At 71.3% G+C, this 12,782-nt stretch carries 10 protein-coding genes and 1 pseudogene; 8 read left to right on the top strand and 3 right to left on the bottom strand.

Features of this window, described 5'->3' with window-relative positions; genetic code table 11:
• Positions 1 to 15: 15 nt before the first annotated feature.
• Positions 16 to 150, bottom strand: a pseudogene (locus AB0D12_RS10005) (FAD-dependent oxidoreductase); the annotation flags it as partial.
• Between the two features lie 231 nt (positions 151 to 381).
• Between AB0D12_RS10005 and AB0D12_RS10000 the strand changes: the two are divergent.
• Positions 382 to 1,980 (top strand): amino acid permease, encoded by a 1,599-nt coding sequence (locus AB0D12_RS10000; protein ID WP_362679059.1) that lies wholly within the window; start codon positions 382 to 384, stop codon positions 1,978 to 1,980.
• Positions 1,981 to 2,019: 39 nt separating this feature from the next.
• Here the strand turns inward: AB0D12_RS10000 and AB0D12_RS09995 are convergent, their stop codons facing one another.
• Complete coding sequence (locus AB0D12_RS09995) at positions 2,020 to 2,256, bottom strand: hypothetical protein (RefSeq protein WP_362679056.1); 237 nt, start codon at positions 2,254 to 2,256, stop codon at positions 2,020 to 2,022.
• A gap of 79 nt (positions 2,257 to 2,335) precedes the next feature.
• Here AB0D12_RS09995 and AB0D12_RS09990 point away from each other — a divergent pair, with 79 nt between their 5' ends.
• A complete protein-coding gene (locus tag AB0D12_RS09990; RefSeq protein ID WP_362679053.1) occupies positions 2,336 to 3,277 on the top strand; it encodes an ADP-ribosylglycohydrolase family protein in 942 nt (313 codons plus the stop codon).
• 110 nt (positions 3,278 to 3,387) lie between these two features.
• Here the strand turns inward: AB0D12_RS09990 and AB0D12_RS09985 are convergent, their stop codons facing one another.
• A complete protein-coding gene (locus tag AB0D12_RS09985) occupies positions 3,388 to 4,014 on the bottom strand; it encodes a TetR/AcrR family transcriptional regulator (RefSeq protein ID WP_362679050.1) in 627 nt (208 codons plus the stop codon).
• A gap of 172 nt (positions 4,015 to 4,186) precedes the next feature.
• On the opposite strand from AB0D12_RS09985, the gene AB0D12_RS09980 reads away from it, so the two are divergent.
• The 6 genes from AB0D12_RS09980 (at position 4,187) to AB0D12_RS09955 (ending at position 12,766) form a co-directional block, all read left to right on the top strand.
• Entirely contained in the window at positions 4,187 to 5,011 is an 825-nt protein-coding gene (locus AB0D12_RS09980) for an urea amidolyase associated protein UAAP1 (protein WP_362679047.1), read from the top strand.
• A complete protein-coding gene (locus tag AB0D12_RS09975) occupies positions 5,008 to 5,613 on the top strand; it encodes an urea amidolyase associated protein UAAP2 (protein WP_362679044.1) in 606 nt (201 codons plus the stop codon). The genes AB0D12_RS09980 and AB0D12_RS09975 overlap by 4 nt, the downstream gene beginning before the upstream one ends.
• Positions 5,610 to 9,116: a 5-oxoprolinase/urea amidolyase family protein gene (locus AB0D12_RS09970; protein WP_362679042.1), complete on the top strand. Its 3,507-nt coding sequence runs from the start codon at positions 5,610 to 5,612 to the stop codon at positions 9,114 to 9,116. Before AB0D12_RS09975 ends, AB0D12_RS09970 begins: the two co-directional genes overlap by 4 nt.
• 235 nt (positions 9,117 to 9,351) lie before the next feature.
• Positions 9,352 to 10,992 carry an allophanate hydrolase gene (gene atzF, locus AB0D12_RS09965; RefSeq protein ID WP_362679040.1) on the top strand — a complete coding sequence of 547 codons (1,641 nt, stop codon included), beginning with the start codon at positions 9,352 to 9,354 and terminating at the stop codon, positions 10,990 to 10,992.
• Between the two features lie 173 nt (positions 10,993 to 11,165).
• A complete protein-coding gene (locus AB0D12_RS09960; RefSeq protein ID WP_362679037.1) occupies positions 11,166 to 12,275 on the top strand; it encodes an LLM class flavin-dependent oxidoreductase in 1,110 nt (369 codons plus the stop codon).
• 95 nt (positions 12,276 to 12,370) lie between these two features.
• On the top strand, positions 12,371 to 12,766 hold the full coding sequence (locus AB0D12_RS09955) for a nuclear transport factor 2 family protein (RefSeq protein ID WP_362679034.1): 396 nt from the start codon (positions 12,371 to 12,373) through the stop codon (positions 12,764 to 12,766).
• Positions 12,767 to 12,782 lie beyond the last annotated feature (16 nt).

Here is a 12,782-nt window from a genome sequence, read left to right as displayed (position 1 = left end):
CGCACGGAGCAGGGGGGTGTGCGTATGCCCGCCGAGCCGGTCGTCCGCCTCGTACAGCGACACCTTGTGCGAGCGCTGCAGCTCGTACGCGGCGCTCAGCCCTGCGACTCCACCGCCGACCCCGGCCGTACGCCGCCGTTCCGCTGTCATTCCCGCTCCCCTCCCGGCCGGCTCCGGCACCGCCGTCCACCGTTCATTCGGCGCGGTGGGGGCGTTGGATTGGTCGACGGGGAGATCTTTCGGCGGACGGCGCACAAGGAGTACGGGCGTGAGGAGTTGGGCCCCGCGCGGACATGGACGTGTGACACCGGTGAAACAGCCCGTCCCTAATTTCTGTCACCCGACCGGAATCAACAACCGGAATCAGCGACAGGGGCTGCCATGACCGCCACCGCACCCACCGACGTACGACCTGATCCCCCGGAGAACGACCGCGGCGGCGACGCGGCCGCGCTGGCCGGCTTCGGCTACCGGCAGGAGCTGCACCGCAGCATGGGGCGGTACGCCTCCTTCGCCGCCGGGTTCTCCTTCATCTCCGTCCTCACCACGGTCTTCCAGTTCTTCGCGTTCGGCTTCTCCTTCGGTGGCGCGGCCTTCTTCTGGACCTGGCCTGCCGTGCTGGCCGGGCAGTTGCTGGTCGCGGCCTGCTTCGCCGAACTCGCCGCCCGCTACCCGCTGTCGGGCGCGATCTACCAGTGGTCGACGCGGCTCAGCACACCGTCCTTCGGCTGGTTCGCGGGCTGGATCATGGTGATCGGCCAGATCGTGGTGGTCGCCGCGGCAGCCCTGGCACTCCAGGTCGTACTCCCCGCGATCTGGTCAGGTTTCCAGCTGTTCGGCGGCGACCCGTCGCCCGTGACGCCGTCGGGCGCCGCGAACGCCGCGCTGCTCGCGGTCGTACTCCTCGCCCTGACCACCGCCGTCAACCTCCTCGACAACCGCGTCATGTCCGCCGTCAACCGCATTGGTGTGACCGCGGAGATCATCGGCGCGGTGCTGATCGTGGTGCTGCTCCTGACCCACTCCGAGCGTGGCGCGGGCGTCACCCTGCACACCGGCGGCCAGGGCGGAGCGATCGGCGCGCTGCTCGTCGGCTCCTTCACGGCGGCGTACGTCCTCATCGGTTTCGACAGCGCCGGCGAACTCAGCGAGGAGACCCGCAGCCCTCGCCGTACCGCCCCGCGCACGATCCTTCTCGCGCTGGTCTCGGCCGGTGTCCTCGGCGGACTGCTGCTGCTCGGCGGGGTGCTGGCCGCGCCGAGTCTGACCGACGGCCGACTCGCGACCGAGGGTCTGTCGTACGTCCTCACGAGCAGCCTCGGCGACGGCGTCGGCAAGGCGCTGCTCATCGATGTGGTGATCGCCATCGCGGTGGCCACGCTGGCCATCCAGACGGCGGGCGCCCGGATGCTCTTCTCGATGGCACGCGACGGCGTGCTGCCCTTCTCGGCCCGCCTCGCGAAAGTCTCCCCGCGCACCGGAATGCCGGCCGGCCCCGGCCTGGCCGTCGGCGCGGCGGCCGCGGCGCTGGGCCTGCTCAACCTGGCCTCGCCGGAGGCCTTCCTCGCCATCGGCACGACCTGCATCGCCATGCTGTATCTGGCCTACGCGATGGTGACGGGCCCGATGCTGGTACGCAGACTGCGCGGCGAATGGGCCCGCGGCCCCGGGGCCGACGAGGTGGACGAGTCGGGCCGCCCACTGTTCTCGCTCGGCCGCTGGGGCCTGCCGGTCAACATCGTGGCACTGGCGTACGGCCTGTTCATGACGGTGAACCTGGCCTGGCCGCGGGCGGCGGTGTACGACCCCTCGGGCGGGCACTGGTACTTCCAGTGGTTCACGGTCCTGTTCCTGCTGGGCACGGTGGGACTCGGAGCGATTGCGCGCGCGTGGAGGGCGCGTCGGGCGATCCCGGCACCGGAGGCCGGGCCGGCGCCGGAGGCCGGTCCCGCTGGAGGGCTGCCGGAAGGTGCGCTGTAGCCGCCGCCGTGGCCGCGCTGTGCCGCCCCGTCGCGCGCCTCAGGCTTTGCCGGCCCTGGCCCTCTTGCGCGGGAAATCGGCGTCGTCCTCGGCCAGCGGAAGCGGCCGGTGCCCTTCCGAGTGGTCGTTGACCCATCCGCACACTCCGCATGCGTAGCGCCCGTCGAGACCGGATACGCGGGTGCCGCACTGCCTGCACTCGGTTTCGGTGATCTCCGGGGCGATGAGAGCCTCTGGATCGGGTAGCGGCTCGAAGTCCGGCAGCCAGTTGTTCATCACCGCAGGCTACCCGTCGGCCCCGCGCGGGGGCGGATGCGGCGTGCGGCCCGCTGCTGAGTTTCTCTACGCTGGCGGAATGAACCGCGTGGACCGCGTCAACCGCATGGACCGAGTGATCGGCACAGTCGTAGGCTCGGCGGTCGGCGACGCGCTGGGTGCGCCCTTCGAGTTCCGTGAGCCGGGCGTCTACACCACACAATTCCCGGACGGCGTGGGCGAGATGTGCGGGGGCGGCGGCTGGGACCCCGGCGAAGCGACGGACGACACACAGATGGCGGTGCTTGTCGGCGAATCACTGCTGGAACGGAACGGACTGGATCTGCCGGACATCTTCGGCCGGTTCCAGCGCTGGGCGGCGGACGATCCGAAGGACATCGGCCTCCAGACCGAGGACGTGCTGACGAACGGCTCGCCGTGGGACCTCGCGGCACCGCTGCACTTCCGGATCACGGGCCGGGCAGCCGGGAACGGCTCCGTGATGAGGGCCTCGACATCGGCGGTGTACTTCGCGGGCGCAGGGCGCAAGGCCACAATGGCGGCCGCCCGCCGGATCGCGGCACTGACCCACGGTGACCGGGCGGCCTGGGAGGGCACGGCGATCCTCCACGAACTGGTCCGCGCGGCCCTGGACGGCGCGGATCCGCTCACCGCCGTGCCGCCGACGCTGCAGCTGGTCGACACGGACCACCGCGCCGGATGGGCGAAGGTACTCGCAGCCGACTGGCACCCGGACGAGGCGACGGAGTTCAACGGCGCGGTATGGCCGTGCCTGGGCTCGGCGCTCTGGGCACTGCGTACAACGGCGTCGTACGAGGAGTCCGTGGCGGCGGCGATCGACCTGGGCGGCGACACAGACACGGTGGCGGCGGTGACGGGCATGCTGGCGGGGGCGGTGTACGGGATCGGGGCCATCCCGACGAGATGGCTGGAGCCGCTGCACGTACCGCTGCCGGGGTACGGGGGCCGGGTGCTGCGACTGGCTGAACTGACGTGGCTGGCCGAGGCGTTGGAGTCGTGACGGCCGTCCGAGGGCCGGGCCTGTGCGGGGCGGCCGATGGGTCTCCGACGGCCCGCGGGGCAAGTCTTCGGTTCCGGGAAGGGGCGGGGTGAGGAAAACCGCGCCCTACCTCACGCCCCGGCGATCCGCAGCGCCGCATCCGCCGTCGCCCGCGCGAACACCCCCACCGCCCGCTCCGGATCCGACCTGTGCACCAGGATCACGCCCTCGATCAGCCCGAACACCAGGTCCGTACGGAGCTGCAGCTCGCCCTTGTCCAGCTCGGCCCCCGCCGCCGTCGCCCCCAGCAGCTGCCCGTACGCGTCCTTCAAATCCGCCCGCACCCGGTGGAAGCCCGCGAAGCGTTCGCCCCGCACCTCCGGCAGCAGATACAGCGCGCCCAGGTTGTGCGGCCCGCCGCACAGCAGCTCCACGTCCGAGCGGCACAGCTCCCACAGGCGCGTCTCCGCCGGGCGCGTATCGTCCGCGAGCAGGTCGCGCGCCAGGGTCAGGGAGGGCGTGACCGTCGACTCGAGGAGCTCCGCGAGCAGGTCCTCCTTGCCCCCGAAGTAGTGGTACATCGTCGCCTGGCGCATCCCCGCGCTCTCCGCGACCACCCGCGTCGTGGTCGCCGCGTAGCCGTGCGTCGTGAACAACTCGGCCGCCGCGGCCAGCAGTTCGTCCCGCGCGGACAGCCCGCTATCCGGCCGCTGCTCCGCGCGCGGCCGCCCGACCCTTCGTCCTGTGGTGGTGCCCATGCAGCCGATCGTCGCACACCCCCGGAGCGCCAACCGCACAGCCCTTCGACCAAGGTCCAGGTGAGCGTTCCGTAACCGACCGGCAACGGACGGGCAACGGCCCCGACTCCCCCTCGGCCTAATTTCTGTCGCGCGACAGAAATGACCACCGAGCCGGAGGAGGTACGCCGCAATGGCGACCGCGACGACATACGGGGCCCGCGACCACGCCCGCGCGCAGGGCGGCGCCCGCGCCGAGGCCATGCCGGTCGTGCCCGCGACCGACTGGCCCGCGCCGCCCTGCGGGGCCGGACATCTGGTGTGGGCCGAGACCGTCGCGGGCGGCAACTACACCCACCGCGTGCTCGCCCGCGGCACTGAGCTGCGGCTCACGGACCTGCACGGAGACGCCTGCGCGCATGTGCTGCTGTACGTGGACGGACGACCGTGGGAACGCCTCAACACCGCAGACACCGTCAAGGTCCAGTGGAACGCCTACCTCCGCGCCGGGCAGCTGCTCCTCTCCGACCAGGGCCGCGTACTCGCCACTCTCGTCGCGGACACCGGAGGCCGGCACGACGCCCTGTGCGGCACCTCCACGCTCGTACGCAACACACAGCGGTACGGGGACGGCTCACCCCAGTCCGCCTCCCCCGCCGGCCGCGAACTCCTCAAGCTCGCCGCGCTCAAGAACGGACTGGAGCCGCGCGATCTCCCGCCCTCCCTCTCCTTCTTCCAGGGCGTGGAGGTACGGGACGACGGCGCACTGGACTTCACCGGATCGGCCGGCCCCGGAGCCTCCGTGACGCTCCGCGCCGAGCAGGATCTGACGGTGCTGATCGCGAACGTCCCGCATCCTCTGGACCCGCGCGCCGAGTACACCAGCACGGCGCTGGAGGTGCTGGCCTGGCGCGCTGCGCCCACCGCGCCCGGCGATCCGCTCCAGCAGGCCTCACCCGAGGGACGCCGCGCCTACGCCAACACCATTGATTTCCTTGCCTCGAGGGGACTCGCATGAGCGCGACCACCGTCGTACCCGCCCGCGCCGCCTGGTCCGCCGTCGTCCGCGCCGGTGAGCAGCTGACCCTCACCGATCTGCACGGCAATCAGGCCGTGGACTTCCTGGTGTACGACGCCCACGACACCGCCGTCCGCTACAGCGCAGCCGACACCGTCCACGCCCAGGGGAACATCTTCCTCACCACCGGGAGCGTGCTGATGTCGAACGAGCACACCCCGCTGATGACCGTCACCGAGGACACCTGCGGACGGCACGACACGGTCGGCGGCGCCTGCTCCAAGGAGTCCAACACCCTGCGCTACGGCCACCACACCTGGTCGCAGCACGCCTGCGTCGACAACTTCCTCGCGGAGGGCGCACGTTACGGCCTCGGCAAGCGCGATCTGGTCTCCAACATCAACTGGTACATGAACGTCCCGGTCGAGAAGGACGGCACGCTCGGCATCGTCGACGGCATCTCCGCGCCGGGCCTGCGCGTCACCCTGCACGCCGGGACCGATGTCCTGGTCCTCGTCTCCAACTGCCCTCAGATCAACAACCCGTGCAACGGATTCGAACCGACCGCCGTCAAGATGACGATCAGCGAGGCCGCCGTATGACCGCGTTCGACACGCTGCTGGTCGCCAACCGGGGCGAGATCGCCGTCCGTATCATCCGCACCGCACGCCGCCTCGGGCTGCGTACGGTCGCCGTCTTCTCCGACCCCGACCGCGCCGCGCCCCATGTCCGGCTCGCCGACGAGGCGGTACGGCTCGGCCCCGCGCCCGCCAAGGAGTCGTATCTCGACGCCGATCTCATACTCAAGGCCGCGAAGGACACGGGCTCGGGCGCCATCCACCCCGGTTACGGCTTCCTCTCCGAGGACGCGGACTTCGCGCGCCGCTGCGAGGACGCCGGGCTCGTCTTCGTCGGGCCGACCGCCGGGCAGCTGGAACTCTTCGGCGCGAAGCACACCGCGCGGGCCGCCGCCGAGGCCGCGGGCGTACCGCTCGCCCCCGGCACCGGGCTGCTGCCCGACCTGGCCGCCGCGCTGGCGGCGGCGGACGGCATCGGCTACCCGGTGATGCTCAAGGCGACGGGCGGCGGTGGCGGCATCGGCATGCGGGCCGTGCACGACGCCGAGGGCCTGGCCGACGCATGGGAGCGGGTGCACCGGGTCGCCGCGGCCTCCTTCTCCTCGGCCGGCGTCTTCCTGGAGCGCCTGGTCGAGCGCGCCCGCCATGTCGAGGTGCAGATCTTCGGCGACGGCGAGGGCCGGGTGGTCACCTTCGGCGACCGCGACTGCTCGCTCCAGCGCCGCAACCAGAAGGTCCTGGAGGAGGCCCCGGCCCCAGGCCTGCCCGATTCCGTACGCACACAACTTACGTCCTCGGCACAGGAGTTGTGCGCCAGTGTCGGTTACCGCTCGGTCGGCACGGTCGAGTTCGTGTACGACGCGGCCCGGGAGGAGGCGTACTTCCTGGAGGTCAACACCCGCCTCCAGGTGGAGCATCCGGTGACCGAGGAGATCTATGGCGTCGATCTCGTCGAGTGGATGCTGCGGCTCGCGCAGGGCGAGACGGCTGTCGTACGCGAGCCGGGCGCACCGCGCGGACACGCCATCGAGGCCCGCGTCTACGCCGAGGACCCGAGCCGCGACCACCGCCCCGGCGCCGGCCTGCTGACCCGGGTGTCCTTCCCCACCAACGTACGTGTCGACTCCTGGGTCGAGACGGGGACAGAGGTGACGACGGCGTACGACCCGATGCTGGCGAAGGTCGTGGCGTACGGCGCCGATCGTGCCGAGGCCATCGACCGGCTGGACTCCGCGCTGGCCGCGACCCGCGTCGACGGCATCGAGACGAATCTGGGCCTGGTGCGGGCCGCGCTCGCGGACGCGTCCGTACGGGCCGCCGCACACAACACCGCGACGCTGGCGACGATCAGCGACCCGACACCGCGGATCGAGGTCATGGCGTCGGGAACCCTCACCACTGTCCAGGACTGGCCGGGCCGCACCGGCTACTGGCAGGTCGGCGTGCCGCCGTCCGGGCCGATGGACGATCGCTCGTTCCGCCTCGGCAACCGCGCGCTCGGCAACGACGAGGGCACGCCAGGACTGGAGTGCACGCTGCAGGGCCCGACGCTGCGGTTCACGCACGCGGCGACGGTCTGCGTTGCGGGCGCGCCCGCGCCGGTGACGGTCGACGGCGAACCGGTCCGCCAGTGGGAGCCGTTCACCGTCCCCGCGGGTTCCTCGCTGGCCGTCGGCACCCCCGGCGGCCAGGGCCTGCGCACCTACATCCTGTTCGCGGGCGGTCTGGACGTCCCGGACTTCCTGGGCAGCGCGGCCACGTTCACGCTGGGCCGGTTCGGCGGCCACGGCGGCCGGGCGCTGCGTACGGGCGATGTCCTGCACGGCGGCACGGCGGCGGTGACCGGCCCGGGCGTTGCCGGCGCGCCCGTCCCGCACGCCGAGCGCCCTGCCTTCCCGAACATCTGGCACATCGCGGTGACAGAAGGCCCGCACGCCGCACCGGAGTTCTTCACCGAGGAGGACATCCACGACTTCTACGCCGCCGAGTGGAAGATCCACTTCAACTCCGCGCGCACAGGCGTCCGGCTGATCGGCCCGAAGCCGCGGTGGGCGCGGACGGACGGCGGGGAGGCGGGACTGCACCCGTCCAACATCCACGACACTCCGTACTCGGTCGGCGCGGTCGACTACACCGGAGACATGCCCGTGCTGCTGGGCCCGGACGGCCCGTCGCTCGGCGGCTTCGTCTGCCCGGCGACGATCCTGAAGGCGGAGCGCTGGAAACTCGGCCAGCTGCGGCCGGGTGACACGGTCAGGTTCGTCCCGGTCACGGTCGAGGGCGAGGAGCGCCGGATCATCGTCGACGGCGGGATCCTCGGTCGGGGGGAGTCGGTCACGTACCGCCGCAGCGGGGACGACAACCTGCTGGTCGAGTACGGGGAGATGCAGCTGGATCTCGCTCTGCGGATGCGGGTGCACGCGCTGGCCGAGGCGGTGGCCGCGGAGGGGCTGCCGGGCGTCGCGAATGTGACGCCGGGCATCCGCTCGCTCCAGATCCAGATCGACCCGGAGGCCCTCTCCCAGTCGGCCCTCCTCTCCGTCCTGACCCGCCTCGAGTCCGAACTCCCGCCCGCGGACGCCCTGGTGGTGCCGTCACGGACGGTCCACCTCCCCCTGTCCTGGGACGACCCGGCGACGCGGGAGGCAATCACCCGCTATATGGCCGGGGTACGGGACGACGCGCCGTGGTGCCCGTGGAACATCGAGTTCATCCGCCGCGTCAACGGCCTCGATTCGGTGGACGACGTCTACCGCACGGCCTTCGACGCGGAATATCTCGTACTCGGGCTGGGCGACGTCTACTTGGGCGCACCGGTCGCCACGCCGCTGGACCCGCGGCACCGGCTGGTCACGACGAAGTACAACCCCGCCCGGACATGGACGGCGGAGAATTCGGTCGGAATCGGCGGCGCGTACTTGTGCGTCTACGGCATGGAAGGGCCCGGCGGATATCAGTTCGTGGGCCGTACGACTCAGGTGTGGTCGCGCTGGCAGGAACGGCCGTGGCTGCTGCGCTTCTTCGACCGGATCAAGTGGTACGCGGTCGAGGCGGACGAACTCCTGGAACTTCGCGCGGACATGGCGGCGGGCCGCTTCACGCCCCGTATCGAGGAGGGGACCTTCTCGCTGGCGGACTACCAGCGCTTCCTCGCCGAGAACGTGGAATCGATCGCGTCCTTCCGCGCCCGCCAGTCGAGGGCGTTCGGGGCGGAACGCGACGCCTGGGAGGCGGCGGGCGAGTTCACCCGCGCGGAGTCACCTACCCCGCCCGCGGTCCCTGAACTGGACGTTCCGCCGGGCGGGCAGGTCGTGGAGGCCGAATTCGCTGCCTCGGTCTGGCAGTTGAACGCGGAGCCGGGGGCTGTTGTCACGCCTGGTCAGCCGCTGCTGACGCTGGAAGCGATGAAGATGGAATCCCGCGTGCACGCGCCGTACGCGGCGCGGGTCGCACGATTCCTGGTCACGCCCGGCACCCAGGTGGAAGCGGGCACTCCGCTGGCCATCCTGACCCCCACGAACCCCTGACCGGGGCGGAGTCTTCCCCCACCCCGCCCCTTCCCGTAACGGGGAACTTCGCCCCCAGACCCCCAGTCCTCAATCGCCGGACGGGCTGAAAGACTCAGCCCGTCCGGCGGAAGATCAAGCCTCGCCGGCGATTGAGGCGCGGGGTCAGGGGCCGAGCCCCGGTTACGCGAAGGGCGGGGCGGAGTCTTCCCCCAGCCCGTACCCCAGCCGCCCCCAGCCCAAGGAGCGCCGCCCCATGCCCACCCCCACCACCGCCCTCGCCCGCGTCCGGGACGCATACGACCGCATCGACCGCGCCCGTCGGCCCGACATCTGGATCACCCTCCGCCCCCGCGCCGAGGCCGAATCGGACGCCCGCGCCGTCGACGCGCGCGTCGCCGCCGGTGAGCAACTCCCCCTCGCCGGCCGCACCGTCGCCGTCAAGGGCAACATCGACATCGTCGGCCTCCCCACCACCGCCGGCTGCCCCTCCTACGCCTATGACCCGCCTGCCGACGCCCCCTCCGTCGCCAGACTCAGAGCCGCCGGTGCCGTCGTGCTCGGCAGTACCAACATGGATCAGTTCGCGACCGGCCTCGTCGGCACCCGCTCGCCGTACGGCGTGGTACGCAGCGCCCACGACCCGGCAAGGATCGCCGGAGGATCCAGCTCCGGATCCGCCGTCGCCGTCGCCCTCGGCATCGCGGATCTCGCGCTCGGCACGGACACCGCCGGCTCCGGCCGTGTCCCCGCCGCCTTCAACGGCATCGTCGGCATCAAACCCACCCGCGGCCTCGTCCCCACCGACGGCGTCGTCCCTGCCTGCGCGAGCATCGACTGCGTCAGCGTCTTCGCCCGAACACTCCCCGAGGCCGAACTCGCCCTCGCCCTCATCGCCACGCCGCCCGGCCGCGCGGCCCCGCACCGTACCCCCGGCCCCTGGCGGGTCGCTGTGCCGCCGGCGGAGCAGCTCGGGGCCATGGACGAGGGCTGGGCCGATGCATACGAAGCGGCAGCAGACCGTCTCGCGGCCGCCGGCGCCCGCCTCAGCCCCATCGACCTCACCCCCTTCACCGAGGCGGCCGCGCTCCTCTACGACGGCGCATTCGTCGCCGAGCGCTACACCGCCACAGGCGCCTTTGTCGATAAGGAAATGAACGACCTCGATCCCACCGTCGCCGCCATCATCCGCCGCGCCCGCGACATCCCCGCCCATCGGCTCTTCGCCGACCAGGCCCGGCTCGCCGCCCTCCGCGCCCGCGCCATGACCGCCCTCGCGGAAGCGGACGCGCTCCTCCTGCCCACCACCCCGGGCCACCCCACCCTCGACGACGTCGCCGCCGACCCGTTCGGCGCCAATGCCCGGCTCGGCCGGTTCACCAACTCCACCAATCTCTTCGACCTCGCCGCGGTCGCCGTCCCCGCAGGTGAAGTGGACGCCCGGCCCTTCGGTGTCATGCTGATCGGCCCGGCCGGCACGGACGACCGACTCGCCCGGATCGCGGCACTGCTCACTCCGCCCGTTCGACTCGCCGTCGTCGGAGCCCATCTCACCGGCCAGCCCCTCAACCCCCAACTCCTCGCCCTCGGCGCCAGGTTGATCCGTACCACCACCACAGCCCCCGCCTACCGGCTCTTCGCCCTGCGTACCGACCCGCCCAAGCCGGGCCTTGTCCATGTGGACAGCGGCGGCCGGCATATCGAGGCCGAGATCTGGGAGCTGCCTCCGGAGGGCATCGGCACGCTCACCGCCACCCTCCCCCGCCCCATGGCGATCGGCCGCCTGGAACTGGCCGACGGCACCACCGCCCCCGGTTTCCTCTGCGAACCCGCCGCCCTCGACGACGCCGTCGACATCACGGAGTACGGCGGCTGGCGAGCGTACAGAAACAGTTGACTCGGCCCCAACACGCCTGTTCCACTGGGCAGATGCGCCCTCGGCTGCGGTTGGTCACCCGCGACCACATCGACTTCGGTCGTGTGTGGTCCGCCTCGTGTTGCCTCTGACGGTTCCACACCGGCTCCACGCCACTGACCACGTCACCGCATCACAAGATATGAGGCCGCACCATGCCCGTCGAGTTTCTCGGCATCGCCGCAACCAATGAAGGCTCCGAAGTCACGCCCCGTTCCGGGCCGTCCTTCGACAAGGCGTACACGCTCAAGCTCGCCCGCGCCCACGAGGACCACGGCTGGGACCGCGTCCTGTTCGCGTACGGCTCCGGCTCGCCCGACCCCTCCCCGGCCGCCGCGTACATCGCGGCCCGCACCGAGAAGCTCCAGATCCTCGTCGCGCACCGCCCCAACGTCGCGTACCCGACCTTCGCCGCGAAGACCTTCGCCACGCTGGACCGGATCAGCGACGGCCGGCTCGCCGTCCACTTCATCACCGGCGGCAACGACCACGAGCAGCAGCGCGAGGGCGACTTCCTCACCAAGGACGAGCGCTACGCCCGTACCCGCGAAGCCATCCAGATCATCAAGAAGGCCTGGACGAGCCATGAGCCCTTCGACCACGAGGGCGCGCACTACCGCTTCAGCGACTTCGTGAGCGACACCTTCCCCGTACAACAGCCGCATCCGCGCGTCTCGTTCGGCGGTTCCTCGCCCGCGGCCTACGAGGCCGGTGGCGCCGAGGCCGATATCTACTGCCTCTGGGGCGAGCCGCTCGCCGAGACCGCTCAGCAGATCGAGTCGGTGAAGGCGGCCGCGAAGGCGGCAGGCCGCACCGATGTCCCCAAGATCCAGGTGGCGTTCCGGCCGATCATCGCGCCCACCGAGGAACTCGCCTGGGAGAAGGCGTACCGGACCCTCGACCGGATCAAGGCACGCAAGGCGGGCGCGCCGCTCAGCCGGCGCCACCCGCTCAAGGACCCGGAGAACACGGGCTCACAGCGCCTTCTGGCCGTCGCCGCGCAGAGCGAGCGGCACGACCGCGCGCTGTGGACGCCGACCGCGGCCGAAACGGGCGGCGCGGGCAACTCCACCGCGCTCGTCGGCACGCCCGAGACCGTCGCCCGGGCACTGCTCGACTACTACGACCTCGGCGTGGAGATTCTCTCCGCCCGTGGCTACGACCTGCTGGACGACGCGATCGACTTCGGCCGCCAGGTGATCCCGATCGTGCGTGAGGAAGTCGCCAAGCGCGACGCCGTGAAGGCGATTGACGCCGCCGCGTGACGACGGCGGGTCCCGGCACCTTGCGTGGACAGCCCTCTGGACCCGGCGGATGATGGGAAAAGAGGGATCCATAGGGACGGAAGGTGGGAATCGCTATGGCTGAACACCCGGACTGTGCCCTGATACGCCGGGGTTACGCAGCGTTCGGATCAGGTGACATGGAGACGCTGGGCTCCTTGATGACGGCGGATGTCGTCCACCACGTACCCGGAAGCAGCCCGATATCCGGGCACCACAAGGGCCGGGACGCCGTTCTCCAGCTCTACCGCAGGTTCGGCGAGGAGACCAACGGCACCATGCTGATCGAGCTCGAAGCCGTGCTCGCCGACGGGCGCGGCCATGTGATGTCCTTCCACACATCCCGGGCCGACCGGGGTGACCACGGCCTCGAAATGCGCGAAGGACTCTTCTTCACGATCGTCGGCGGAAAGATCTCCGACATCGACGAGTGCCTCGAAGACATCGACGAGTCGGACAGGTTCTGGAGCTGACCGGAAACGCTGTGGC

This window comes from Streptomyces sp. NPDC048479, assembly GCF_040651435.1.
GTDB lineage: Bacteria > Actinomycetota > Actinomycetes > Streptomycetales > Streptomycetaceae > Streptomyces.
Note: the sequence above shows the minus strand (reverse complement) of the source record. Positions and strands in the feature narration are given on the sequence as shown.

Excerpts from the sequence above, each read along its gene's own strand:
- AB0D12_RS09955 (WP_362679034.1), top strand. The coding sequence starts at position 12,371 with ATGGCTGAACACCCGGACTGTGCCCTGATACGCCGGGGTTACGCAGCG.
- AB0D12_RS09995 (WP_362679056.1), bottom strand. The coding sequence starts at position 2,256 with ATGAACAACTGGCTGCCGGACTTCGAGCCGCTACCCGATCCAGAGGCT.
- AB0D12_RS09970 (WP_362679042.1), top strand. The coding sequence starts at position 5,610 with ATGACCGCGTTCGACACGCTGCTGGTCGCCAACCGGGGCGAGATCGCC.
- AB0D12_RS09960 (WP_362679037.1), top strand. The coding sequence starts at position 11,166 with ATGCCCGTCGAGTTTCTCGGCATCGCCGCAACCAATGAAGGCTCCGAA.
- atzF (WP_362679040.1), top strand. The coding sequence starts at position 9,352 with ATGCCCACCCCCACCACCGCCCTCGCCCGCGTCCGGGACGCATACGAC.
- AB0D12_RS09975 (WP_362679044.1), top strand. The coding sequence starts at position 5,008 with ATGAGCGCGACCACCGTCGTACCCGCCCGCGCCGCCTGGTCCGCCGTC.
- AB0D12_RS09990 (WP_362679053.1), top strand. The coding sequence starts at position 2,336 with ATGAACCGCGTGGACCGCGTCAACCGCATGGACCGAGTGATCGGCACA.
- AB0D12_RS10000 (WP_362679059.1), top strand. The coding sequence starts at position 382 with ATGACCGCCACCGCACCCACCGACGTACGACCTGATCCCCCGGAGAAC.
- AB0D12_RS09985 (WP_362679050.1), bottom strand. The coding sequence starts at position 4,014 with ATGGGCACCACCACAGGACGAAGGGTCGGGCGGCCGCGCGCGGAGCAG.
- AB0D12_RS09980 (WP_362679047.1), top strand. The coding sequence starts at position 4,187 with ATGGCGACCGCGACGACATACGGGGCCCGCGACCACGCCCGCGCGCAG.